Origin of the sequence: Lentzea sp. NPDC059081 (genome assembly GCF_042738015.1) — a bacterium.
In the GTDB taxonomy this organism is placed as follows: Bacteria; Actinomycetota; Actinomycetes; order Mycobacteriales; family Pseudonocardiaceae; genus Lentzea.
Window position 1 is genome coordinate 259,726 of sequence record NZ_JBHYGW010000007.1, and the last position, 24,444, is coordinate 284,169.

General features: G+C 71.6%; 23 protein-coding genes and 1 riboswitch. Of the genes, 9 read left to right on the top strand and 14 right to left on the bottom strand.

Features of this window, described 5'->3' with window-relative positions; genetic code table 11:
- Positions 1 to 125 precede the first annotated feature (125 nt).
- From ACFWV3_RS18860 to ACFWV3_RS18870, 3 genes are all read right to left on the bottom strand, one after another.
- Positions 126 to 1,133, bottom strand: a complete 1,008-nt coding sequence (locus ACFWV3_RS18860; RefSeq protein ID WP_382412645.1) for a cytochrome d ubiquinol oxidase subunit II — start codon at positions 1,131 to 1,133, stop codon at positions 126 to 128.
- A complete protein-coding gene (locus tag ACFWV3_RS18865) occupies positions 1,130 to 2,467 on the bottom strand; it encodes a cytochrome ubiquinol oxidase subunit I (RefSeq protein ID WP_382412646.1) in 1,338 nt (445 codons plus the stop codon). Before ACFWV3_RS18865 ends, ACFWV3_RS18860 begins: the two co-directional genes overlap by 4 nt.
- 80 nt (positions 2,468 to 2,547) lie before the next feature.
- Positions 2,548 to 2,976, bottom strand: coding sequence for a VOC family protein (locus tag ACFWV3_RS18870; RefSeq protein ID WP_382412647.1), 429 nt, complete (start codon positions 2,974 to 2,976; stop codon positions 2,548 to 2,550).
- 102 nt (positions 2,977 to 3,078) lie between these two features.
- Between ACFWV3_RS18870 and ACFWV3_RS18875 the strand changes: the two genes are divergently transcribed.
- Entirely contained in the window at positions 3,079 to 4,269 is a 1,191-nt protein-coding gene (locus ACFWV3_RS18875) for a helix-turn-helix transcriptional regulator (RefSeq protein ID WP_382412648.1), read from the top strand.
- A 53-nt stretch (positions 4,270 to 4,322) separates the two neighbouring features.
- Here the strand turns inward: ACFWV3_RS18875 and ACFWV3_RS18880 are convergent, their stop codons facing one another.
- The 4 genes from ACFWV3_RS18880 to ACFWV3_RS18895 are packed head-to-tail and all read right to left on the bottom strand — an operon-like array spanning position 4,323 to position 6,722.
- Complete coding sequence (locus ACFWV3_RS18880) at positions 4,323 to 5,375, bottom strand: hypothetical protein (protein ID WP_382412649.1); 1,053 nt, start codon at positions 5,373 to 5,375, stop codon at positions 4,323 to 4,325.
- Entirely contained in the window at positions 5,375 to 5,875 is a 501-nt protein-coding gene (locus ACFWV3_RS18885; protein WP_382412650.1) for a SigE family RNA polymerase sigma factor, read from the bottom strand. The genes ACFWV3_RS18880 and ACFWV3_RS18885 overlap by 1 nt, the downstream gene beginning before the upstream one ends.
- A gap of 50 nt (positions 5,876 to 5,925) precedes the next feature.
- Complete coding sequence (locus ACFWV3_RS18890) at positions 5,926 to 6,516, bottom strand: EamA family transporter (RefSeq protein WP_382412838.1); 591 nt, start codon at positions 6,514 to 6,516, stop codon at positions 5,926 to 5,928.
- Positions 6,517 to 6,518: 2 nt separating this feature from the next.
- Entirely contained in the window at positions 6,519 to 6,722 is a 204-nt protein-coding gene (locus ACFWV3_RS18895; RefSeq protein ID WP_382412651.1) for a hypothetical protein, read from the bottom strand.
- Positions 6,723 to 6,916: 194 nt separating this feature from the next.
- A riboswitch (cobalamin riboswitch) is annotated at positions 6,917 to 6,986 on the top strand.
- A 52-nt stretch (positions 6,987 to 7,038) separates the two neighbouring features.
- Here ACFWV3_RS18895 and ACFWV3_RS18900 point away from each other — a divergent pair.
- Together ACFWV3_RS18900 and ACFWV3_RS18905 are read left to right on the top strand one after the other, a co-directional pair.
- Positions 7,039 to 8,037, top strand: coding sequence for a prenyltransferase/squalene oxidase repeat-containing protein (locus ACFWV3_RS18900; protein WP_382412652.1), 999 nt, complete (start codon positions 7,039 to 7,041; stop codon positions 8,035 to 8,037).
- 4 nt (positions 8,038 to 8,041) lie between these two features.
- A complete protein-coding gene (locus ACFWV3_RS18905) occupies positions 8,042 to 8,416 on the top strand; it encodes a hypothetical protein (RefSeq protein WP_382412653.1) in 375 nt (124 codons plus the stop codon).
- A gap of 98 nt (positions 8,417 to 8,514) precedes the next feature.
- Here the strand turns inward: ACFWV3_RS18905 and ACFWV3_RS18910 are convergent, their stop codons facing one another.
- The 6 genes from ACFWV3_RS18910 to ACFWV3_RS18935 all read right to left on the bottom strand — a co-directional run bounded on the left by ACFWV3_RS18910 (position 8,515) and on the right by ACFWV3_RS18935 (position 14,730).
- Positions 8,515 to 9,021 (bottom strand): peptidoglycan-binding domain-containing protein, encoded by a 507-nt coding sequence (locus tag ACFWV3_RS18910; RefSeq protein ID WP_382412655.1) that lies wholly within the window; start codon positions 9,019 to 9,021, stop codon positions 8,515 to 8,517.
- A 109-nt stretch (positions 9,022 to 9,130) separates the two neighbouring features.
- Positions 9,131 to 9,652: a TetR/AcrR family transcriptional regulator gene (locus ACFWV3_RS18915; protein WP_382412657.1), complete on the bottom strand. Its 522-nt coding sequence runs from the start codon at positions 9,650 to 9,652 to the stop codon at positions 9,131 to 9,133.
- A gap of 51 nt (positions 9,653 to 9,703) precedes the next feature.
- Positions 9,704 to 10,654: an NAD(P)-dependent alcohol dehydrogenase gene (locus ACFWV3_RS18920; protein ID WP_382412659.1), complete on the bottom strand. Its 951-nt coding sequence runs from the start codon at positions 10,652 to 10,654 to the stop codon at positions 9,704 to 9,706.
- A 69-nt stretch (positions 10,655 to 10,723) separates the two neighbouring features.
- On the bottom strand, positions 10,724 to 12,190 hold the full coding sequence (locus ACFWV3_RS18925) for a carboxylesterase/lipase family protein (RefSeq protein WP_382412661.1): 1,467 nt from the start codon (positions 12,188 to 12,190) through the stop codon (positions 10,724 to 10,726).
- A gap of 49 nt (positions 12,191 to 12,239) precedes the next feature.
- Positions 12,240 to 12,740 (bottom strand): hypothetical protein, encoded by a 501-nt coding sequence (locus tag ACFWV3_RS18930; protein WP_382412663.1) that lies wholly within the window; start codon positions 12,738 to 12,740, stop codon positions 12,240 to 12,242.
- Positions 12,730 to 14,730, bottom strand: a complete 2,001-nt coding sequence (locus ACFWV3_RS18935; RefSeq protein WP_382412665.1) for an ATP-binding protein — start codon at positions 14,728 to 14,730, stop codon at positions 12,730 to 12,732. The genes ACFWV3_RS18930 and ACFWV3_RS18935 overlap by 11 nt, the downstream gene beginning before the upstream one ends.
- Before the next feature lie 88 nt (positions 14,731 to 14,818).
- On the opposite strand from ACFWV3_RS18935, the gene ACFWV3_RS18940 reads away from it, so the two are divergent.
- Together ACFWV3_RS18940 and ACFWV3_RS18945 are read left to right on the top strand one after the other, a co-directional pair.
- Positions 14,819 to 15,457 (top strand): TetR/AcrR family transcriptional regulator, encoded by a 639-nt coding sequence (locus ACFWV3_RS18940; protein ID WP_382412667.1) that lies wholly within the window; start codon positions 14,819 to 14,821, stop codon positions 15,455 to 15,457.
- Between the two features lie 76 nt (positions 15,458 to 15,533).
- Positions 15,534 to 16,658, top strand: a complete 1,125-nt coding sequence (locus ACFWV3_RS18945) for a glycosyltransferase (RefSeq protein WP_382412668.1) — start codon at positions 15,534 to 15,536, stop codon at positions 16,656 to 16,658.
- A gap of 52 nt (positions 16,659 to 16,710) precedes the next feature.
- Here the strand turns inward: ACFWV3_RS18945 and ACFWV3_RS18950 are convergent, their stop codons facing one another.
- Positions 16,711 to 18,021: an amidohydrolase family protein gene (locus ACFWV3_RS18950; RefSeq protein WP_382412670.1), complete on the bottom strand. Its 1,311-nt coding sequence runs from the start codon at positions 18,019 to 18,021 to the stop codon at positions 16,711 to 16,713.
- Between the two features lie 83 nt (positions 18,022 to 18,104).
- Here ACFWV3_RS18950 and ACFWV3_RS18955 point away from each other — a divergent pair, with 83 nt between their 5' ends.
- The 4 genes from ACFWV3_RS18955 (at position 18,105) to ACFWV3_RS18970 (ending at position 24,425) form a co-directional block, all read left to right on the top strand.
- Positions 18,105 to 18,557 (top strand): MarR family winged helix-turn-helix transcriptional regulator, encoded by a 453-nt coding sequence (locus ACFWV3_RS18955; protein ID WP_382412672.1) that lies wholly within the window; start codon positions 18,105 to 18,107, stop codon positions 18,555 to 18,557.
- 320 nt (positions 18,558 to 18,877) lie between these two features.
- Complete coding sequence (locus tag ACFWV3_RS18960) at positions 18,878 to 21,250, top strand: ricin-type beta-trefoil lectin domain protein (protein ID WP_382412674.1); 2,373 nt, start codon at positions 18,878 to 18,880, stop codon at positions 21,248 to 21,250.
- Between the two features lie 405 nt (positions 21,251 to 21,655).
- Entirely contained in the window at positions 21,656 to 22,990 is a 1,335-nt protein-coding gene (locus ACFWV3_RS18965; RefSeq protein ID WP_382412676.1) for an endo-1,4-beta-xylanase, read from the top strand.
- Between the two features lie 73 nt (positions 22,991 to 23,063).
- Positions 23,064 to 24,425 (top strand): glycoside hydrolase family 43 protein, encoded by a 1,362-nt coding sequence (locus ACFWV3_RS18970; protein WP_382412678.1) that lies wholly within the window; start codon positions 23,064 to 23,066, stop codon positions 24,423 to 24,425.
- Positions 24,426 to 24,444 lie beyond the last annotated feature (19 nt).

Genomic DNA, 24,444 nt, shown 5'->3' on the forward strand with positions numbered 1-24,444 from the left:
CACCAGCAGTTCCCCCGGTGACTTTCCGGCTTTCGAAGAACGGATCGTGAGTGATTCCCCCACACCCCGGGGGGCCGGGCAGGGGGGTGCCGTCCCCGGCTTCGACGAAGCCGGGACCGGCACTTTCATCCGCGCGGAACGGGCCGGGGGCGTTGGAACAGCACGTAGAGGTACGTCAGCGAGGGAACCAGGACCAGCGCCCCCGCGCCCAGCGCCACGAGCAGGGCGACGAGGGTGCTCCGGCCTGCCGCCGCCTGCTCGACGGTCACGGACGGCAGCAGCACGTACGGGTACTGCCCGACCGCCCATCCGACCAGGATCGCCGTGACGGCGAGGGCGGAGGCGATCCTCGCGGCGGTGTAGCGGTGAGCCAGCACCAGCAGGAGCGCGCCGAGCCCGGCGACGACGGACGACACCACGACCGGCAGACCGCGTCCGACGAGTCCGTCGAACAACTCCGGCGCGTCGGCGTGCAGCACGGCGATCCCGGCCAGGCCCACCACACCCGTGACGACCGCGGTCACCAGGGCGCGCAGGCGGAACGCGTCGGCCAGGTCGTGCTCCCCGTCGCGACGGGCGTCGCCGCACAGGAACACCGCCGCCAGGTACGCGCAGACCAGCACGGCGAGACTGCCGCCCAGCACCGAGGCCGGGTTGGCCCAGCTGCCCACCACGTCGCCCCCGGCGATGCCGGGAGGAACGCGACCGGAGGCCACGCCGCCGACCACGGCACCAAGGAAGAACGGCGTCAGCAGCGACGACAACGCGAAGGCCGCACCGAAGAGGCGGCGCATGCCCGGCGTGCTGACGCTCTTGCGGTAGGCGAACGCCGCTCCCCTGGCGATGATGCCGAACGCCGCCAGCGTGAGCGGGACGTACAGCGTGGTCACCGCCGCGGCGAACGCGCGGGGGAAGCCGGTCCACAGCACCACCAGCACGAAGATCAGCCACACGTGGTTGGCCTCCCAGACCGGGCCGATCGACCGCTCGACCCGGTCGCGCACGCGGCGTCCGCGTTCCGTGCCGCCCGCCAGCAGGTCCCACACGCCCCCGCCGAAGTCCGCACCGCCGAACAACGCGTACGCGACCAGGCCCGCGAACGCCGCTCCGAGCACCACCTCCGCCAGGGTCACCGCTGCTCCTGAGGTACCGGTGTGTCCTGGTCGCGCGCCAGCCTGCGCAGCACCACCACCGTGAAGACGGTGAGCACGGTGTAGACGCCCGCCACCGCCACCAGACCCCAGCCGAGTCCCGGTGCCGGGCTCACGGCGTCGGCGGTGCGCAGGATGCCGTAGACGACCCACGGCTGCCGGCCGACCTCGGTGGTGATCCACCCCGCTTCCATCGCGACCACTGCCGCGGCACCCGACACCGCGACAGCGCGCAGGAACCACACGCCGTCCGGCAGTCGCCGCCTCCGCCACCACACCAAGCCGAACCAGGCGGCGAGGAGCAGCAGTGCGCTTCCGATGCCGACCATGGCGTTGTAGGCGAGGTGCACGACGTTCACCGGCGGGCGTTCGTCGGCCGGCACCTCCTCCAGGCCGGGTACCACCCCGTGCGGATCGTGGTGGACCAGCAACGAGAGCCCGTACGGGATCTCCACGGCGTAGTGCAGCTCGTCGTCCCAGTAGAGGCCGCCGAGCGACAACCCGGCGCCGGAGGTCGTCTCGTACTGCCCTTCCATCGCCGCGAGCTTCGCGGGCTGGTTGTCGGCCACCACGTTCGCGATCCAGTCCCCCACACCGATCTGCACCGGCGTGGCGAGCGCCGCCACGGTCAGCGGGACGAGCAGTCCTGCCCGGTGATAGCGGTCCCGGCGGCCGCGCAGCATGCCCACCGCGTACACCGAGGCGACCAGGAACCCGGTCACCATGAAGGCGGCCAGCCACATGTGGACGAACTGCGCCCACGTCGACGGACCGAACATGGCGGCCCACGGCCGGGCGTCGACCACGTTGCCCCGCCCGTCCAGCCGGAACCCGGTGGGGTTGTTCATCCACGCGTTGGCGGACACCACGCAGAACGCGCCCACGATGCCCGCGGCCACCATCGGCAGCGCGCTCAGCACGTGCGCCCGCGGCGACAACCGGTTCCAGCCGAACAGGTACACGCCGACGAAGATCGCCTCGACGAAGAACGCGAACCCCTCCAGCACGAACGGGAACCCGAACACCTCGCCGAACCGGCCCATCAGCCCCGGCCAGAGCACACCCATCTCGAACGACAGCAGCGTGCCCGACACCGCACCGGCCGCGAACAGCACGGCCATCGCCTTCGCCCACTTGTGCGCCAAGGCCATCAGCACCTCGTCGCCGCGCCGGTGGGCCCGCCACTCGACGAACACGACGATCGCCGGGAACGCGATGCCGAAGCAGGCGAACACGATGTGCCATCCCAGCGACAGCGCCATCTGCATCCGCGCGGGATGCAGGTTCGCGCTCGTATCAGCCAGGAAGTCCAGCACGATCCTCCACACCACGCGTCGGTCGACGTGGCCGGACTACCCGCGCGACCCCCTGCCAAACGGCCGCCGGCGGGTCCGCGTCACGGCCGCGCGGAGCCTCGGGCACCGGGCTCGCTCAGTTCGATCACGGTGCCGACGTCGTCGGCGACGAACGCGATGCGCCGGCCGATCTCCGGGATCTCCACGGGACCGCCGATGAGCGGCACGTCGAGCTCCAGCAGGCGCGCCACGGCCGCGTCGAGGTCCTCGACGGCGAGGCAGAAGTGGTGCAGGCGCGACGGGTCCATGCTCGTGAACACGTCGTCGGTCGGCACCCCGCGCCGGGACGCACCGGCGAGGAGCTCGATCCTGACGCCGTGCGCGGTGAGGAAGACGAACGTCGTGCCGTGGGACTCGAACCGCTGCTCGACGGCGAAACCGAGGTTGCGGGAGTACCACGCGATCGTGGCTTCGAGCTCGTCCGGCGTGACGGTGATGCCGAGGTGGTCGTGGGAGAACGTGAAGGTCATGCCCCGAGGATCGCCAGGCGCCGGACCGGCCACCAGGTACGGGACTTCGGCAGGAAAACCCGTACCCCTGTCCGGCCGTCCCCGGGTGGGACAATCGACGCCGTGACCGCTGACATCACCCACCTCGGCGCGATGCTGCGCGCGTGGCGCGGCCGGGTCGCGCCGGAGTCGGCGGGCCTCGCGGGCGGGCACCGGCGCCGGGTCAGCGGCCTGCGCAGGGAGGACCTCGCCGAGCTCGCGGACATCTCGGTCGACTACGTGGTCCGCCTGGAGCAGGGCCGCCACACGACCCCGTCCGCGCAGGTCACCGCGAACCTCGCCAGGGCGTTGCGGCTGACCGACGCCGAACGCGACCACCTCTACCGGCTGGCCGGGCTCGCCCCGCCGTCCGCCGACGAGGTCTCCGACCACATCCCGCCCGGCCTGCACCGCATGCTGGACCGGCTGGGCGACGCCGCGGTCGCCGTGTTCGCCGCCGACTGGCAGCTCCTCTGGTGGAACCGCGCCTGGGCCGCGTTGCTGGGCGACCCGTCACCGGAACCGCCGGCACTGCGCAACTTCGCCAGGGACACCTTCCCCGTCGGCGGAGCGGGCCCACGCCTGACGCGCTGGCCGGTGTCCACGCTCGACCAGCCGGACGTGGAGGTCTCGGTCGTGTCCGACCTGCGCCGCGCCACGGGCCGGTTCCCGCGCAGCGAACGGCTGGCGGGCCTGGTCCGCGACCTCCTCGCGGGCAGTCCGCGCTTCGCCGAGCTGTGGGCCTCCGGCGTGGTCGGCGCGCACCGGGAGAGCCACAAGGTCGTGCAGCACCCGGAGGCCGGGGCGATCGCCGTCGACTGCGACGTGCTGACCGACGGCGACGCCGAACGCAAGATCGTCGTGCTCACCTCCTCCGCACCCGAGGACGACGGGAGCGACGAGGCGCAGGAACCTAAAATGTCCCGCATGGGCGTATCTCTCTACTACACGGCTCGTCGCGCGGCCCCGCTGAGCGACACCGAGCTCGCGGCGGTCGGCCGGGTCGTCGACGACCACAACGCCACCGCGCCGTTCGCCGGGGACGAGGAAGGCCTGTACCTCTACGACGAGCTCGAGCCGGGGACGGTGCTCAACGGGTCGACCAAGCTGCCGGGAGCGGAGGACCGGGCGTTCCCGTCCCTGGTGCACTGGCTGGCCGCGGTCACCGCGCTGCGCACCGCCGTGCCGGACGCGGACTGGACCTTCACCCTCGACGACTACGAGATCGAGTGGCAGGACCACACCGGTTACCACCTGCCGGGCCTGGACGACTGACTGCGCGGCACCGGCTCTGCCGGTGCCGCGCAGCGGTTCGCCGCCCCCGGGCGTCAGTGCGGCAGGACGAGCCGGTTGGCGATGTCGTACAGCTCGGCCTCCGGCACCTCACCGGCGACGAAGATCGGGGTCTCCCCGAGCGCGTTCAGGATCCACAACCGGTGGTAGCCGTTGTCGTCGACGTAGCGCGTCTCGTGGCCCTGCACGGGTTTTCCCGGTGTGCCGGCCACGTCGTGGGCGGCGGCGCTGGTGATGAGGACCGTCGGCAGGACGGTGCACGTGCCCAGTGAATAGCTGGTGTTGGGCCCCCTCGGGGCGGGCACCCGGTCCGCCAGGCCGGGGTCGACGCTGAAGGCGCAGATCCGCATCCCGGCGGGCAGGTCGCGCAGGCCGTACGACGGGGTCACGGTCGTCGCGCCGGGGAACTGGATGTTCTCCGCGATCCGGCGACCGGCCTCGACGAGCTGCTTCGCGGGCGCGGTGCTGCCCTGCCCGGCGGACACGTGCACGTACATCGACCCGCCGTCGGGGTGCGCCACGTACAGCTCGTACCCGCCCGCTCCGTCGGAGACCGAGCTCTCGGCCGCGCGCTGCCCCTTGATCGTCAACGGTGCGCCCGGCCCCGACTTGAACGCCGCCCTGTCCACGTCCGTCATCCGGAACTGCTGGACGTCGACGAACAGCTCCTGGCCGCCCTCCGTGACGGTCAGCATGTACTCGCCGCCGTACAGCGGCGCCTGCGGGCCGGCCGCGCCGAACCCGACGTTGATCCGCTGCGTCCGGTAGGCGACCGTGCCGGGCGGGAGCCAGCCGAGGGAGTAGGGCATCCGCAGGTCCGCGATCGCCGGTCCGGCAGCGGCCTGACTGCTCTGGGCCCCGGCGGCGACCGTCCGGGACTGCTCGGCGGAGTCGGGCCGGTTCAGCACCACGCCGGTGACCGCGCCGAGGCTCAGCACGGTGGCCCCGGCGGCGACCGCCAGCGGCCGGCTCAGCGCGGAACGCCTGCTGTCGATGCGGTGGCGCGCCGCGGCCAGCACCGCGTCGCCGTCGGGCGCGTCGTGCTCGCGCGCCGTGAAGGTGTCCTTGATCAGGTTCTCGATGTCCATCAGGTCTCCCTGGCCTCCGCCATCTGCTCGATGGTCAAGCCGTTCCTCAGTGAGGCCAATGCCTTGTGTGCGTGTGCGCGGACGGTGGCCTGGGCGCAGCCGAGCAGCTCGGCGATCTCGGCGTCGGGCAGCTGCTCGTAGTACCGCAGCACCATCACGGCGCGCTGGCGCTTGGGCAGCTTCGCCAAGCGCTGCCACATGTCCTCGCGCGCGGCGTGGTCCGATGCGAAATCATCCGCCCGTGCCTCGTCGGGGAGCTCACCCGACGTGATCACACGCGCGGACCGGCTATGTCGCCAGGACAGGTAGCCGTTGGTCACCATCCGCAGCACGTACCGCTCCGGGTGGTCCGCGCCGCTGATCCGGGACCAGTGCCGGTACATCTTGACCAGCACGTCCTGCACCAGATCGGCGGCCTGCTCCCGCTCGCCGGTGAGCATCGTCGCGTACCGCAGCAACCGCGGCAGTTGCGCTCGGGCGAAGTCGTCGTAGTCAGCCATCACTCTTGAAGACTCAGGCCGGCGACGATCCGTTTACCCGCTCACGGACGTCAGTTCGCCGGTGAAGCTCGCGCACCGGTGCGGCCTGCGGTGTCCTCGACGAGGTCAGCTGCACCGCCACGATCGCGCCGACCAGGACCAACGCACCGAGGACCTGCAACGGCGAGAGCGTCTCGCCCAGGAACACGACCCAGCGCCGTCGCGACGATCGGGCTGCAGAAGCCGAGGAACGACAGCCCGATCGCGGGCACCCGGTCCGTGCCGCGGAACCAGACCGAGTAGCCGAAGAGCGAGCCGAACACGATCAGGTAGCCGAAGCCCAGCGCGTTGGCACCGGTGATCCCGCTCGGCAGGCCCTCGACCGCGACCAGCGCGGGCAGCAGCACGAGCCCGCCCGCGGTGAGCTGCCACCCGGTGAACAGCAGGACGTCGACGCCGGCCGGGCGCCTCCACCGCTTCGTCAGCACCACCCCGGACGCCATGCTGGCCGCACCGCCCACCGCGGCGAGCACACCGGTGAAGTCCAGCTGGGCCGTGGCTTTGAGCACCAGCAGGGCCACCCCGGTCGTCGCGGCCGTGCAGGCCGGCACGTGCGGCAGCCGGATCCTGTCGCCGAGCACCAACGCGGCCAGCACCAGCATGATCACCGGCTGGACCGAGCCGACGAGCGCGGCAGCACTCGCCCGAACAGCACCAGGACCAGGCCCGCGGGCAGCGCGCGGACGACCGAGGCCAGGAGCGGGCGGTCGGGTGGCAGCAGTTGCGTGGTGACGAGGTAGGTGCTGCCCCAGATCATCGGGGCGAGCGCGGTGACCGCCGAGTCGGCCGGTGATCCGGAGTCCTGCACAGTTCCCCCCGCGGTTCGTCGATGTCGACGCCCACCGCACCAGGGACCGGTCGAGCCACGGCCGCTTCTTGCCATACTTTGGCTGTTGCAACTCATGTGCGAAAGCTGGCCGACCCCGCCGGTTCCTTTGATCACATCTCCGGGACGGACACGGTGCGGGATGTGAGAGCCTTCGAGGCGTTCAGCGTGGAGCGGGGGAAGTCCGGTGAGAGCCCGGCGCTGTCCCGCAACGGTGTGCCTCGGCGGAGGCGAGCCCGATCACCCGGTCCACGCGGTGTCACCAACTCCTGTCGTGGATGTACGGGAAAGGGTTCCGATGAGACGTCTGCTGCTCACCGCTGTCGTGGTCCTGGGCTTGGGCACGGTCACCCCCGCGGTGGCCGCCACGCACGACAGGGCCGATGCCGCCGCCGGCTGGCTCGCCCGGCAGCTCGTCGACGGCGAGAGGCTCGAGGTCGACTTCGGCGGCCAGAAGTTCCCCGACCAGGGCGGCACGATCGACGCGATCTTCGCGTTCGCCGCCGCGCGGGTGTCCGACGGCAACGCCGAGAAGGCCGTCACGTGGCTGGCCAGGCCGGAGATCACCGCCGGCTACCTCGGCACCGGCACCGAGTCGTACGCGGGCGCCCACGCCAAACTCCTGCTCGCCACCCAGGTGCGGCACAGGAGCGGCACGTCGTTCGGCGGCGTGGACGTGGAAGCGGGTCTGCGTGCGCTGCTGACGCCGTCCGGCCGGTTCTCCGACCGGTCCGAGTTCGGCGACTTCTCCAACGCGTTCACCCAGTCGTTCGCGGTGATCGCCCTGGACCGCACGCCCGGCGGCGCGCCCCGGTCGTCGGTGTCGTTCCTGGCCGGCACCCAGTGCGCCGACGGCGGGTTCCCCCAGGACTTCGGTCTGACCCCCTGTGTGAGCGACGTCGACTCGACGGCCATGGCCGTGCAGGCGTTGCGCGCCACCGGTGACGTCATCAACGCCAACGAGGGCACGACTTGGTTGGCGGGCAAGCAGAACACGGACGGCGGCTTCTCGGCCGGCACCAGTGCGTCGAACGCCAACAGCACGGGTCTCGCGGCCGAAGCTCTGGCCGGACACCGTCCGGTCGCCGCCGGGAAGGCCCGGCAGTTCCTGCGCTCGCTGCAGGTCGGGTGTTCGGGACCGATCGCCGACCGCGGCGCCATCTCCTACGACAGCACGGGATTCGACCCCGCCACCGCACCTCGTGCCACGGCCCAGGCGATCCTCGGACTGACCGGGGTGAAGCTCGCGAACCTCAGCGGTGGGGGCAGGTCCCAGGCCCCGGCTCTCGCGTGCTGACGCCGTGCCGACTGCATCCAGCCCACGGGCGAGCGCATCGACGACGTCCCGGATCACCGTCTGCCGAGGCTGTTGCTGCGGCACCGAACGCAAACACCCCGAGGTCGACCACGACCGCCAGCTGGAGGTGCTCCGGCGACGGCTCCCGTCGGTGCGCGTCGCCGACTGCCTCGACGCGTGTGAGGTGTCGAACGTGGTCGTCGTGCAGCCCAGCCCGTCCGCGAGAGCCGCGGGCGCGAAACCCGTGTGGGTGGGATCGGTCCTGGACGAGGACGCGGTGAACGGTGTCGCCGACTGGGTCGAGGCGGGCGGTCCCGGCGTCGCCGCACCGCCGCCCCTGATCGCCGGGCGCATCGTCGCCACGCCAGGACCGAAGTAGTCCCCCACCCCCCTGTGCCACTTCGTCTGCTCAGGTCGAGCCGCCACCGTCAGCCGGCTCGATCGGCGACTTCCCCGTGCGGTCGTCGCCGAGCGGGATCAGCAGAGGCCGCTGCAGGCGTCGGCGAACCTCTGGAAGGCCGCCTGGGTCCCGGAGCCGGCCTGGCCGTCGATGGGCCCGGTGTAGCCCCAGTGGGCGCTCAGCAGGCGCTGCAGCGCCGACACCGTGCCGGAGCCCACGTCGCCGTCGATCCCGCCGGTGTAACCCCAGTGCTCCCGGAGGTTGCGCTGGAACGCCTTCCAGCTGTTGGGTCCCAGCTCGCCGTCGATGCCGCCCGTGTAGCCCCAGTACGTCCGGAGCCAGCACTGGACGAACATGGCGCGCGTGCTGCTCAGACCGAGGTTGACCACCGCGAGCGGAGCGACGTCGTCCGCGCCCGTCACCTGCTCGGGCTTGGACGGCGCGCGCACGCTCCCCGCCGACGGCGCGCCCGTGGCCACCGGGCCGGCCGCCGGCACCGGGTCCGCGTGCGCCACGACCGACGCGACCGCGGTCGAACCGATCATCACCGCGGTCGCCGCCACGACCTTCATCCACGTTCTCATGTCGATCAACTCCGAAGATTCGTCCTGAGGTGAACTGCGGTCCCCACAGTGGACGGCCCTTCGTGCGAACCGCTGCCAGGTTTCTGCATCGCCCTGGTCAGCGGGCGGTTCAGGCGGGGCGGATGCCCTCGAGGGCGAGCACGGCGAGCCGGGCGGCGTCCCCGGCGTCGCGGGTGGCCAGCGAGACGGCGTTGACGAGGACCAGCAGGTCGTCGATGTCGACGCCGTCGCGGACCGCGCCCGCCTGCCGGGCCAGGCGCATGAGGTCGTTGCCGGCGTCGCGCAGCATGACCTCGCAGCCGCTGCCCGTGGCGGTGTGCAGCAGGGACTCCGCTAGGCCGCGGGTGGTCGCCCCGTAGACCGCGAGGTCGCGCAGCCAGTCCACCAGGGCCTGTCCGGGGTCGGCCGCGGCCGACAGCCGGCGGGCGTCGGCGCACAGCACCTCGACGCGGTCGTGGAAGACGGCCTCGAGCAGCGACTGCCGGGACGGGAAGTGGCGGTGCAGGGTGGCGGAACCGACCCCGGCGTCGCGGGCGATCTTCTCCAGCGAGGCGTCCGCCCCGGTCCGCGCGATCTCCGCTTCGGCCGCGGCCAGGATCAGCTCGTAGTTGCGCCGCGCGTCTGCTCGCACGTCCCGCACTCTACGGGGAGACCAACCGGGGTGCCACCCCGGTTCGTCGCGCTACGCCTTGGCCAGGTCGATCACGTACTTGCCGCGCACCCCACCGGCCTCGAGCAGGCGGTGCGCCTCGGCGAGCTCGTCCATCGAGAACACCTGGTCCACCACCGGCCTGAGCACTCCGGCTCGAGCGAGCTCGGTGAGCCGCGCGAGGGTCTGCGGCGACGGGTTGTTGCTGAAGGACAGGATCGGGCGCGGCAGCATCCTGCCGACCACCGTCGCGGCGAGCGAACGAGCCACCGCGTCCGGTGCGATGGCGAGAGCGACCATCCGGCCGCCGCGCGCCAGCCTCGCCCGGTAGGCCAGCAGGTCCGTGCCCACCAGGTCGACGATCACGTCGAACGGCCCCAGGTCACCGGGAGCCGTCGTCCGGTAGTCCACCGCGGCGTCCGCGCCGAGCTCGCGCACCCAGTCGAGGTTGCGCGCGGACGCCATCGCGGTGACGTGGGCGCCCAGGTGACGTCCGAGCTGCACGACGACGCTGCCGACACCGCCGGTGGCCCCGCGGACCAGCAGCCGCTCGCCGGGGCGCAGCGCCGCCTTCTCCTCCAGGGCGGTGATCGCGGTGGTGCCGGAGACCGGCAGCGAACCGGCCTCGACCACGTCCAGTCCCGGTGGCAGCACCGCGAGCCGGTCCCGCGGGACGACCACCACGTCCGCGATGGCGCCGAACGTGCCGTGCGGCATCAGACCCCACACCAGGTCACCGGGACGGAGCTCCACGCCGTCGCCGACGGCCTCCACCCGGCCGGCGAACTCGTTCCCGCTCCCCTGCGGGAACGACAGCCGCAAGACCCGGCGCAGCTTCCCCGCGCGGATGGTGCTCTCGCCACCGCCGACACCGGCGGACAGCACCGCCACCAGGACCTGACCCGCTCCCACCGACGGCACCGGCACGTCGCTGACGTGCAGCACCTCGGGCCCGCCGTAGCGGTCGTACTCGACTCTGCGCATAACTGGGGTGTCCCTCCACTTGAGGACACCAGCATAAGTGGAGGGACACCCCAGTTGGCAAGCCGGGCTTCAGCGGATGCCGTCCCACAGGACGCGCTCGTCGCCAGAGGGGTCGCCGACCTCCTCCACCTTCTCGGTGAGCAGGCCCACCGCACGGGACTCGGGGGTGTACCTCGCCCAGCCGGGCTCGCCCGCGGTGATGAAGGAAACCCAGGTCCCGTGCAGGTTGTCGGCCACGGCCTGCGACGGCGCGTCGCCGATGCGCGGCCGCACATCCGCGCGGGTCGCGGTGTCGAACACGAACGGGATCTCGGCGCCGTGGCAGGCCCCGAACCCGTGGTTCGCGGCGGGGTCGGGGTGGTCGAAGCGGTAGACCCAGGTGGCTCCCCCGGCGCGGGCCTCCGCGACGCGCAGGCACGGGATCGCGTAGAACCAGTCGGTGACGATCGCGGCGAGCAGGTCACCGGGACTCGCCGACGGGCGGTTGGCCCGGTACACGGCGAGGCCGTCCGGGCCGAGCCCGTACACGGCGGCCGCGGCGGCGAGCGCGGCGTCGTCGATGAAGTCGAGGGCACCACCGGCGACGAAGAAGAGCCGGGCCTCGTCGCGGTTGAACCCGATCAGCACCGGCACGCCGGCGCTGTCCCCGTCCGCGAAGGCGTCCAGCGGCAGCCGCGGCAGGACGTCGCCGTCCGCCACGGGCGCGAAGGGCAGCAGGCTCAACGCCAACGACCCCCACTTGGCCGGGTCGGGCGCCGTCTGGGCCTGCGCGACCAGGTCCGACGCCGTGCGCACGAGCGTGTCGACCGGAACGCCCTCGATCGCCTCACGGGTGCGTTCGACGCCGAGCGCGTCCGCCAGGTGGCCGGCCACCATCGTCGCCAGCTCGGGCGTCACCGTGTGCGCGGCGGCCCCGCTCTGCACGATCGCCTGGGCGAACAGGCCCTTCGCCATCGGCATCGCGAGCAGCGTGGTGACGCTCATGGCCCCGGCGGACTCCCCCGCGACCGTGACCCGGGAGGGATCACCGCCGAACGCGGCGATGTTGTCCCGCACCCACCTCAGCGCGGCGACCTGGTCCTGCAGCCCCAGGTTCGCCGTCCCGTCGCCGAGGTACAGGAACCCCTCGGCGGACAGCCGGTAGTTGATCGTGACGCACACGACCCCGTCCCGGGCGAACGCCGTTCCGTCGTACTCGCCGACCGACCCGGAGCCGTTCATGAACGAACCGCCGTGGATCCACACCAGCACGGGAAGTCCGGTGGCCTCCGCGGCGGGCGTCCACACGTTGAGGTTGAGGCAGTCCTCGCCGTCGATCCGGACCTCCGGGAACAGCGGCCGGTACTGCGGCGGGTAGTCGCCCTTCGGCGCCGTCGGACCGTACTCGGTGGCCGCCCGCGTGCCCGTCCACGCGGGCACCGGCTGGGGCGGCCGCATCCGGTTGCCGCCGAACGGTGCCGCCGCGTAGGGGATCCCCAGGAACGACGACACCCCGTCCGCGGTGCGTCCGCGCACGACACCGCTTTCCACTGTCACTTCGGGAGCTTCGACCATCCCTGCAGCCTTCCCCCGCGCGGCCCGCAGCTCAAGACGGGATGTTCTCGCCCTCGGTCGCGGTGCCGAACTCCGCACGGGCGAGCGCGGCGAAGGCGTCCACCTCGGCCGGGCCGGGTTTGCACTCCTCGGTGAACATGGCCGACTGCAGCACCGGGCCCAGGCGACCGGGGTGACGGTCCATGTCGGAGCGCCGGATCGGCTGGAGGACGAAGTGGACGTGGGCCGCTTCGCCGTTGGTGTGCGACCACTGGCAGGTGTAGACCTGCACCGGGTCGGTCAGGGCCGTGACCACGGCCGCGGTACGGGCCAGCAGACCGCCCAGCTCGGCGGTCTCGTCGTCGTTCAGGTCCGCGACGTGGACGACGTGCCGCCGTGGCACCACGGCCAACGCGCCGAGGCCGAACGTGCCGAGCACGTGCATGACCAGCCACTGCGGCGTTTCGTGAATCTGCCCGCCTGGCAAGGGAATTCTGCCGCGCATCATGTCGCACGGCACGCAGCCGACGGCGTCCGTCCGTTCAACCGGCATGGCTTTGCTCCTCGTCCACAGGTCCCAGCAGCTGGTCGATGAGGCGGTTCTTGGCTCTCGCGAGGATGCGGCGGTAGGTGCCGTAGGGCACGCCCAGGCGCAAGGCCGCCGCTTTGAGCGTTCGGGGAGCCGCGATGTAGGTGGTGGTGAGCACTTCGTGTGCCTTGATGCCGGCGGGATCGACCTGGAGGGCGTCGAGGGCGGTCGTGATGGCGTGGCGCAGATCGGCCACCGGATCGGCGGAAACCGTTGGTACGAGGGACGAACGCAGCAGAACGCTCGTCGCGAACGCCCGCGGGGTGTGCCACCAGCGCAGCGCGTCGAGCACGCCCCTCTCCAACTCGTCGCGCTGCCACTGGTGTTGCGCGTCGACCGACGGAGTTTCCGGCCACGTGGCCACCGGCGCTGCCGCCGCGCGAACCTCGTGCTCCACCCACTGGTCCACCGTCTGCCGCCGCCAGTCGCGGCCGACCACGTGCCGCCCGCCGACCTCCCCGGCCGCCACTTCGCGGAACCCGGCTCCGGCGCGACTGATGTCGTGGACGGCGAAGGACAGCGCACGGCCGGAAGCCCGCATCTCGTCTGCGATGGCGCGCCGGTTCATCAGCTCCAGCAGGGCCGAACTGCGCTGGTGCACGGTGAAACGCCGGACACCGAGGTGTTCGCCGCGGCCCAGTGGAGCGACCGCGGCGATGGCGTCCCAGACCGCGGCGACCACCGGGTCCGCCGCGCGGTCTTCTGGCAGCTCCGCGGTCAGGCGCAGGATCGCCATGAACCCCACCGGTATCGTCGTTCCGGCGTGCCGGTAGACGCGGAACGCCTGCGGTTGGCGACGCACCCAATGCGCGACCGCGGAAGCAGCGTCCTCGGCCAGGCGCAGCACCTCGGGCACGTCGGCGGGGCGCAGCGGGCTTTCGTCGAACTGGTGGTGCGCGAGCCCGTTCTGCCGGCCGTCGCGGAGGAAGACCCACTCCGCGACCCGCGACACGGCGTCGTCCTCGGCGGCGGCCCGCACCGCCTGCAGGGTCGCGGCCGCGATCCGCGTGCGCACGGCGTCGTGGCGTTCGGGGTCGCGCCAGCGCAGGTCGGCGTCGAGGGTGGCCCGGACCGCGTCGTGCGGGGCGAGCCCTTCGGGCGTGGACTCGATGTAGGGCTGCTGCCGCAGCCAGGAGAACGCCGACGCGGCATCCGCCTCGCCCAATGCGGTGCGCAGCAACGACTCCCGCGTGACGCACGCCAGTGCGGCGACTTCGAGGGCACGCCGGTGGACCGCGGTCGGGACGTCGCCGACCAGCCGGTCGACCAGGGTCGTCAACACGTGCCCGGCGGGTTCCCACGGCTCGCTCGACGCGGAGGACGACGCGGCGAGCGAGAGTGCGAGCGGGTTGCCGCCGGCGAACGCGACGAGCGCCGCGCGTCGGCCGGCGGGGACACCGCGGGCGGCGAGCAGGGCGTGGGATCCGGCGGTGTCCAGCGGCCGCAGGGCCAGCGCGGTGAACAGCGGCGCCCAGCCGGGGTCCAGCGACCACTCCGCGTCCGGCGCGACCCGGCTCGCCAGGACCACCCGCGCGTCCTCCGCCAGTCGTGGCAGGAAGGTCTCGCGCAACCACGCCTCCAGCGGCGGGCACTGCTCGACGTCGTCGACCAGCAGGACGGTGCCGGGGTCGGTGCACGCGGCAGCGGCGATGTCCTCCAGGCGACGCGGGTCCGTGCCGGGGAACCGGCCGTCGACGTGCACCACCCGCCGCCCCGCGAACGCCGCCCGCTCGGCGGCGTGGAGCAGCAGCGAGGACTTGCCGATCCCGCCGGGTCCGTGCAGGTGGACCACGACCGGCGCGTCCGCCGCACCCGACAGCACCCGGTCGAGCACCGCCCGTTCCGGCTCCCGGCCCACCAGCGCCCGAGTCCGCGCGCGAGCCAGGCGGGCCGCCAGGCTCGACGAGCGCTCCGCCAATCCAGGGCGAGGCCCGGACAGCAACGGCACAGCCACCCTCCACCCCGGCCTCGGTGCCTTCACCACAGCTCGACTCAGAGCACAGTATGTTCGCCAGAGTCGACTCTGACGAACACTAGCATGTATGATCGACTGCATGGCGCCCGAGCTCGACGACAGTGCCCGGCCGGGCAGGCGGAGCGAGTACGCCCAGCTCACGCGCCAGGCCATCGTGGACGCGGCGCGGGACCTGTTCGTCCACAAGGGATACTTCGGCACCAAGGTCGAGGAGATCGCGCGCAGGGCCAGGGTCGCCCCGGCCACCGTGTACGCGGTCGGCGGCGGAAAGCACGGCCTGCTCCGGACACTGGTGGAGTCCGGCACCACGGCCGAGGACGTCGCCGCCATCCTCGCCACGATCGAGTCGATCACCGATCCGCGCGAGCTGATCGGCTTCCTCGTGCACGCCACGCGGGTCAAGTTCGAGCAGTGGTCCGACCTGATGCGCCAGGTGGTCGCCGCCGCCCCGCAGGAGCCGAGCGTGCACGAGATCCTCCGGATCGCGCACGACAGCATGCGCGGCGGGCTGGCGCTGACCGCCCGCCGGCTCGCGGACATGGGAGCGCTCCGCGACGGCGTGGACGTCGCCCGCGCCACGGACCTGCTCTGGCTGCACCTGTGCAACGCGGCCTACTTCATCCGCACCGACGACCTCGGCTGGTCGCTGGACGCGTCCGAGGCCTGGCTCAACGACACGCTGCCCGGGGTCCTGCTGAAGCCGTAGCGGCGAGCACAGGTGAGCCTGAGTGAGCACGCCCGGCGGCCGAAGATCGGGCGGACCGGCTGGCAAGGTCGCGGAGGTGAAAGCACTCTTCACCACTTTTCCCGCGTACGGCCACCTACTCCCGATGCTGCCGCTCGCCACCGCGGCGGCCGCGGCCGGCGACGAGGTGGTCGTCGTGGCCTCCGCCGAGCTGCACGGAACGGTCGACGGGCTGCAGGTGCGCGCTCTCGGGCCGTCGTTGCCCGATCTCCTCGCCGAGAACGACCGCCGCTCCGGACAGGACGTCCTCGAATACCGCACCGACAACGACCGCGCGCTCGATGCGACCATCGCCCTGTTCAGCACGACCCGCGCGGACGTGGCGTTCGACGCGCTGTGCGAGCTGGTCGCCCACGAGCGTCCTGACGTGATCGTCGCGGAGATGTGGGACTACTTGGCGCCGTTGGTCGCGCAGCGGCTCGGCATCCCGTGGGTCAGCTTCGTGCACAGCCCGGCCACACCGATCGACGCCGTTCTCCACGGCGGGTTGGTGACGGCGGCGCAGCAACGCGAACTGGCCACGCCCACCCCGCTGGCGACCGTCCAGCTGTGGCCGGAATGGCTCGAACAGCACACCCCTCAGACGGACGACGCGATGCCGATCGCGACCAGCCCGTACGACACGTCGGCACACGTCGACCTGCCGGACTTCGACGGCGCGCGCCCGGTGGTGCTGGTGACGCTCGGCACGGTCGTCGACGACCTGGACCTGCTCAACGCGGCCGTGCGCGGCGTGCTCGACGCCGGTGCCGACGCCCTGGTCACGAGTGGCCTCACCGCGACGCCCGGCCAGGTCGAGGGCGAGCCCGGCCGGGTGCACGCCGTCCCGTTCGCCCCGATCAGCCGGCTGCTGGACCGGGTGCGGGCCGTGGTGACCGCGGGCGGCTCGGGGACGACTCTGGCCGCGCTGTCCCGCGGCCTGCCCCTGGCCTTCGTGCCGCGCATCGCGAACCAGCCGCTCGTGGCGTCGCTCGTCACCGGCTTCGGGGCCGGCACGGTCTGCGACGACCCGGCCACCGTGGCCGCGGCGGTGTCGGCGATGCTGCGCGAACCGGATCTGCGGGCACGGGCGGAAGCGGCGGCCGGACTCCTGGACGGCCGCCCGAAGCCGGACGCGGTGTGGTCGGCGCTGCGAGACCGCGCCGGTGTTGCCGGGCGCTGACCAGGAAGCCGGTCACAGGCCGGCGCCGCGGGAGATGGTGACGATCCGCCCGTCACGCGTCGGGCGTCCACGTCCCGTCGACCGCGATGCCGGCAGCGGCGGCGATCCGGTCGCGGGAGGCCAGCACCCGCTCGCGCAGTGAGGCCAGGTCGACCCCGACCAGGCGGCCGTCGCGCTTGACCACCCGCCCGCCGACGAAGACCGTGTCCACGAGCCCGGGGTGGGCGGCCGTGACGACGGTCCCGACGGCGTTGCCGACCGGGAAGACGGAGGGGTCCTCGGCGTCGAGCAGGACGAGGTCGGCGTCCTTGCCCGGCGTGATGCTGCCGGTCCGGTCGCCCCGGCCGCACGCGATGGCACCGTTGATCGTGGCGAACTCCAGGACGTCCCGCGCACCCAGGTCGCCGCCGAAACCCCGTGCCACGGCGAAGGCGGTGCGCATGGCGGAGAACATGTCCCCGCCGGCGGACGGGCAGTCGTCGACCGACAGCGACGGCCTGACCCCGGCCGCGAGCATCCGCCCCGTCTCCGGCCAGCCGTGGCCCATCTTCAGCTCGACGTCCGGACTGATCGACACCGAGCAGCCGTGGTCCGCCATCATCGCGATCTGGTCGTCGGACAGGCCGTTGCCGTGCACGACGGTCGTGCGGTCGTCGAGCAGCCCGCGGTCGCGCATGTCCGCGATCGGACGGTCCCCGCGCGGCCAGCCGGTGGCACCGTGGACGTGCACGCTGACGCGCAGCCCGAGCTCGCGGGCCAGGCCGACGTCCGCGGCGGTGGTGTCCATGGTGGTCAGCACCGGCCCGCGCAGGCCCAGCACCATGTCGTCACCGGGCACCTGTTCGCGGACGCGGGTGACCTCGGCGGCGATCGGTTCCTCCCCGGCACCGGCGCCGTAGCAGAACAGCGACCGGCCGGGCGCCTGCCGCAGCGCCTCGACCGCGGCGTCGGCGTTGTCCGGGTGGTCGGAGCAGTGGAACCAGTCGAGCATCGTGGTGACACCCGAGCTCACCGCCTCGATCCGGCCGAGGAGGTTGCCCAGGTACACGTCCTCCGGCCGGTAGTGCCGCCGCACCGTGCCGTGCACGGCGCGCCCGTACTGGCCGAACGTCCAGTCCGCGCCGACGCCGCGGAACGCGGTCTGCCAGGTGTGCCGGTGGCTGTCGACGAAACCGGGCAGCACGATCTTGCCCGTGGCGTCGACGACCTCGGCGCCTGCCGCGTCGAGATCGGCGCCGACCGCGGCGATCCGGCCGTCCTCGATGAGCACGTCACCCCGCGGCAGATCTCCGATCGCCGGATCCACCGTCACCACCACCGCCCCGCGCACCAGGGTCCTCGTCGCGCCGTGAGTGGTCGGCATCGCACGCCTCCTTCAGAGTTGACGCATCAACTCTTGCACTCGCAGAGTTGATGCGTCAACTCCACTCTCCTATCATTCGGCGCATGGCCGAACCGCGGGCGCTGACCACCGACGAGTGGGAGTTCTGGGACGCCTGGACGCGCGCACAACGCCGCATCGCCGACGAGCTCGACCGCGGCCTGCAGGAGAACTGCGGCATCTCCAAGGCGGAGTTCAGCGTTCTCATGACGCTGTGGCGGTCACCGGACCGCGAACTGCGCGTCGGCGCACTGGCCGAGTCACTCGGCTGGGAGAAGAGCCGCGTCGCACACATGTTGACACGCATGGAGAACCGCGGCTTCGTGCGCAGGACCGAGTCCGGCGCCACCGGACGACGCACCGGCGTCGGTCTCACCGCAGCCGGCAGGCGAACCGCGGAGAACGCCGCGCTGCACCACGGCGACAACATCCGCCGGCACTTCCTCGACGGGCTCACATCGGCACAGGCCACCGCTCTGCGCGCTTGGAGCGAGCAGGTGACCGAGCGCGAGGCGTGACCGATGCCAGGGCGGCGATCGGAGGAAGAAAAGCCACGCGCGTCGAACGCGGATCCGCCCAAACGTCACACCATTGACGTCACACGTCATACGAGTTACGTTCGAGACGACTCCGCTGGCCGGCTCCGCCCTCGCCGGCACCGTCCGCTCCGCCCGGACGGACCAGCGGTGATCCGAACGCCGCGGCGCGCGATCCGACCGCCGCGACCGGATCGCTTCTCCATTCCTCCGCACGCGCGTGTGGACGTGGCCTCACACCGAACGTCCACACAGGACACCAGCTCCCCGACGGCCGCCGCGTCCTCACCTCTGGAGGTCACTTGTCCACGTCCTCGTTCTCCGCAGCGCGGCGGCGAACAGCTCTTGCCGCCGTCGCGGTGGTGGTGGCGGCGGTCGCCACCGCTCCCCCGGTCTCGGCGGCCACGACCACCCTGTACGCGTCTCCGTCCGGCGCCGGAACCTCCTGCACCACAACGGATCCGTGCTCGCTGCCCGCCGCGCAGCTCGCCGTGCGCTCCCGCACCGGTTCGATGTCGGGTGACCTCGTCGTCGAGCTCGCCGACGGGGTGTACCGGCTCTCGCAGCCGTTCCGGCTCACCGCGGCGGACTCGGGCACCAACGGCTACCGCGTGCTGTGGCAGGCGGCCGCGTCGGCCCGTCCCGTCATCAGCGGCGCCAGAGCCGTCACGGGCTGGACGGTCGCCGACGCCGGCAAGAACATCTGGCGGGCGAACGTCGGTGCCGGCCTCGACAGCAGGCAGCTCTACGTCGACGGCGCGATCGCCACCCGCGCGCGCACGCAGGTGAACCGGTCCGACTTCACCTTCACCGACAGCGGAATGCGCTTCTCCACCAACGCACTGAGCTACCTGAACAGCGTGGCGAACCAGAACCGGGTCGAGGTGGAGAGCGTCAACTCCTTCACCGACCGGTACTCGCCGGTGCAGAGCATCAGCGGCAACGTCCTGACGATGCAGCAACCCGCCTGGAACAACAACACTTTCGGCTACGACACGCTCAACAACCCGTTCCGCGCCGGGCCGCTCTACCTCGCGAACGCCTACGAGTTCCTGGACTCGCCGGGCGAGTGGTACCTGGACCCCGGCACCGGCGTCCTGTACTACCTCCCCCGCTCGGGCCAGAACATGAACAACGTCAGCGTGGAGCTGCCGGCGTTGCAGTCGCTGGTCGCCGTCGGCGGCACCTACGACGCGCCCGCGCACGACATCTCGTTCAGCGGCGTCACCTTCACCGGTACGTCGTGGCTCGGTCCCAGCAGCAGCCAGGGGTACGCCGACCAGCAGACCGGCGCGTACATCGCGGGCAGCTGGAACTGGCCCGCCGACCGGCTGAGCTCGTGCCGCAGCGGGTGCCCGGCGTTCGAGGCGGTCCGGCCGCACTGGTCGCAGATGCCCGCCGCCGTCCAGATCTCCGCGGCCACCCGCGTCACCTTCACCGACTCCCGCTTCGTCAACCTCGGGCAGACCGCGATCGGCATCGGCAACGACGCCAACGCGCACACCAGCGGAGTCGGCCTGGGCGCGTCGAGCATCACGATCACCCGTTCGGAGATCGCGCAGAGCTCGGCGGGCGGTGTCGTGGTCGGCGGTGTGCGCGCCGACGCCCACCACCCGAGCGACCCGCGGATGGTCAACCGGGACATCACGGTCAGCTACAACCGCGTGCACGACCTCGGTATCGAGTACCGGGGCATCGTCTCGGTGCTCAACACCTACGTCACCAACGCGACCGTGGCGCACAACGAGGTCTACAACCTGCCGTACTCCGGCATCTCTCTCGGCTACGGATGGGGTTCCAACGACGCGGGCGGCAGCAACCACTACGCGGGCAGAGGTCTCTACGACTACCAGCCGCGTTATTCCACTCCCACCACGGCATCAGGCAACAAGCTGCTGAACAACTACGTCCACGACGTGATGCAGCAGATGACCGACGGAGGGTGCATCTACACACTGGGCTGGAACCCGAACGCGGAGATCAGCGGCAACTACTGCCAGCGCACCAACGGGTTCTTCGGGCTCTACTTCGACGAGGGGTCCAAGTACTACCGCGCGACCGGCAACGTCTTCTCCGCCACCGGAACGTGGGCCACGGCCAACTACGGCGGCGGCGAGAACATGGGCAGCTGGACGCTCACCGGCAACTGGTCGAGCAACGGCAGCAGCAACATCTCCAACGGCGACCGGGGCAACGTGGTGAACGGCAACGTCGTCGTGTCCGGCGGCGCCTGGCCGTCCGGCGCCCAAGCGGTGATGGCCAATGCCGGACCGGGCGGGAGCAGCGGCGGTGGACGCGAGAACGTCACCGTCGTCGGCGCCCAGTCGGGCCGGTGCCTCGACGTCGCCGCCGTGGCGAACAACAGCGCCGCGAGGCTCTGGGACTGCGGCGGCGCGAACCAACGTTGGAGCTACACCACCGCCAGGCAGTTCACGATCGGCGGCAAGTGCCTCGACGCGTCGGGCGCCGGCACGGCCAACGGCACCGCGGTGATCCTCTGGGACTGCCACGGCGGCCTGAACCAGCAGTGGTCCGCCGGCGCGGACGGCAGCATCACCGGCGCGCAGTCGGGACTGTGCCTCGACGCCACCGGCAACGGGACGGCCAACGGCACTCCGGTCGTGCTCTGGACCTGCAACGGCGGCACGAACCAGCAGTGGAGCCTGCGCGGCTGAGCAGTACGGGCAAGGGCGGGAGCCGGGTGCCGGACCACGTGGCGACGCACCCGGCTCCCGCGCGCGCAAAAGCGTCGGTGTTAGCGTTCACCTCAGCTGGAACTCGAATTGTTCGACCCTTTTCGACGGAATTCGACATGATTCGACATGCGCATTTGCGCTGTTTCCACCTCACCCTCCCCCATCCAGCGCAATTCCACGGACAAGTCGCGTTCGCCTTCTTGTGAGCGTGAACACGGAGCTGCAAGACTCCTGGACAGCGCAGTCGCATGTGGAAGGGAACGGCGATGACGCTTTTCCACCGAAGACGAATCGGTTCCAGCAGCCACTTCCCTCCGCACCGCGGGTGACGGAGGCGCAGCCAGCACGCCCGAATTCCGGGCATATCCGGTGAAAGTGTGGAAGATGAAACTGACATCGAGGTCGGTCTCACTCGTCCCGATCGTGGCGACGGCAGCGGCGGCCGCTCTCGGCGCCGTGCTCGTCGTGACCGCTCCCGCCAGCGCGGCGACCACCCTGGGCGCCGCCGCGGCGCAGTCCGGCCGCTACTTCGGCGCGGCCGTCGCGGCGAGCAAGCTGAGCGACCAGACGTACGTGAACATCCTCAACACCGAGTTCAGCATGGTGACCGCCGAGAACGAGATGAAGTGGGACGCGACGGAGCCCAACCGCGGCCAGTTCACCTACTCCGGCGGGGACCGCGTCCTGAACCAGGCCGTGGGCAACGGCAAGCGGGTCCGCGGGCACGCTCTCCTGTGGTACCAGCAGGAACCGGGCTGGGCGCAGCGCCTGGAGGGGTCGGACCTGCGCCAGGCGATGATGAACCACGTCACCCAGGTCGCCACCCACTACCAGGGCAAGGTCTACGCCTGGGACGTCGTCAACGAGGCCTTCGCCGACGGCAACAGCGGCGGCCGGCGCGACTCCAACCTCCAGCGGACCGGCAACGACTGGATCGAGGCGGCGTTCCGCGCGGCCCGTGCGGCCGATCCCGCGGCGAAGCTCTGCTACAACGACTACAACACCGACAGCATCAACCCGAAGTCCACCGGCATCTACACCATGGTGCGCGACTTCAAGTCCCGGGGCGTGCCGATCGACTGCGTGGGCTTCCAGTCCCACCTGTCCAACAACGCGCCGTCGGACTACCAGGCGAACCTCCAGCGCTTCGCCGACCTGGGCGTCGAGGTGCAGATCACCGAGCTCGACATCTCCGGCAGCAACCAGGCGAACGCCTACGGCGCCGTGACGAGGGCGTGCATGGCGGTCCGCGCCTGCGCGGGCATCACCGTGTGGGGAATCCGCGACTCCGACTCGTGGCGCACCGGTGAGAACCCGTTGCTGTTCACGAGTTCCGGCGCCAAGAAGGCCGCCTACACCTCGGTGCTCGACGCGTTGAACGCGGGCGGCCCCGGCCCCACGACGACGACCACCACGACCTCCAGCGGTCCCGGCGGCTGCACGGCGTCGGTCTCGCTCAACCAGTGGAACGGCGGCTTCGTCGCCACGATCAAGGTCACCGCCGGGTCGAGTGCGCTGACCGGCTGGCGGGTCACGACGACCCTGTCGGGCGGGACGGTCACCTCGTCCTGGAGCGCGAACCGCAGCGGCACCAGCGGAACCGTCACCTTCACCAACGTGGACTACAACGGCGCGGTGCCGGCCGGCCAGTCCACCGAGTTCGGCTTCCAGGGCACCGGCAGCGGGTCCGGGCTCACCCCCTCCTGCGCCGCGGCCTGACACATCACCGGAGTACGGCTCGCGCGGCCCGGACGACCGGGCCGCGGAGCCTCCCTGCCCTCGGGAGACCACGATGACCACGAAACGAAGGTTCTGGGCGACCACCGCCGCGGTGGTGGGACTGGTCCTGACCGCGATCGCCCCGGCGCGGGCGGACAACCCGATCGTGCAGCACATCTACACCGCCGACCCGGCGCCGCTGGTCCACAACGGACGCGTGTACCTCTACACAGGACACGACGAGGACGGCTCGACCTGGTTCACCATGAAGGAGTGGCGGGTCTGGTCCTCCGCCGACATGGTCAACTGGACCGACCACGGCTCCCCCATGAACCTCGCCACCTTCAGCTGGGCCAAGCAGGACGCCTGGGCCGGGCAGGCGGTCGAGCGCAACGGCAAGTTCTACTGGTACGTCCCCGTCGTCACCAAGGCCACCGGCCGCCCGGCGATCGGGGTCGGCGTCTCGGACAGCCCCACCGGCCCGTTCCGCGACGCGATCGGCAGGCCGCTGGTCGAGAACGGCGAGATCGACCCGACCGTCCTGATCGACGACGACGGCCAGGCCTACCTCTACTGGGGCAACCCGAACCTGTCCTACGTCCGCCTCAACACCGACATGGTCTCCTACAGCGGCGCCGTCACCCGCATCCAGCTCACCACCGCGGGCTTCGGCACCCGCACCGGTGACCCGAACCGGCCCACCCTCTACGAGGAAGGCCCCTGGGTCTACAAGCGCAACGGCCTGTACTACAACGTCTTCGCGGCCAAGTGCTGCTCGGAGTTCATCGCCTACTCGACCGCGCCGAGCCCGACCGGACCGTGGACCTACCGCGGCACCGTCATGCCCACCCAGGGCAGCAGCTTCACCAACCACCCCGGCATCGTCGACTTCAAGGGCGGCTCGTACTTCTTCTACCACAACGGCGCCCTGCCCGGCGGTGGCGGCTTCACGCGCTCCGTCGCCGTGGAGAAGTTCAGCTACAACTCCGACGGCACCATCCCGACGATCACCATGACCACGACCGGGCCACCGGCGGCGGACACCCTCGACCCGTTCGTGCGTCAGGAAGCCGAGACCATCGCCTGGGGCAGCGGCATCGAGACCGAGCCGTCGAGCGAGGGCGGCATGAACGTCGGGTACGTCGACAACGGCGACTACGTGAAGCTGAAGAACGTCGCGTTCGGCAACGGTGCCAGGACCTTCACCGCCCGGGTCGCGTCCACCGTCGCGGGAAGCTCCGTCGAGGTCCGCTCCGGCGGCCCCACCGGTGCCCTCGCCGGCACGTGCTCCGTGCCGAACACCGGCGGCTGGCAGACCTGGGCCACCGTCTCCTGCCAGGTCAGCGGGCTGACCGGCACCCGCGACCTCTACCTCAGGTTCGCGGGAGGCAGCGGCTACCTGCTCAACGTGAACTGGTGGCAGTTCACCGCCTGATCCCCCACCCTTCTCGAGG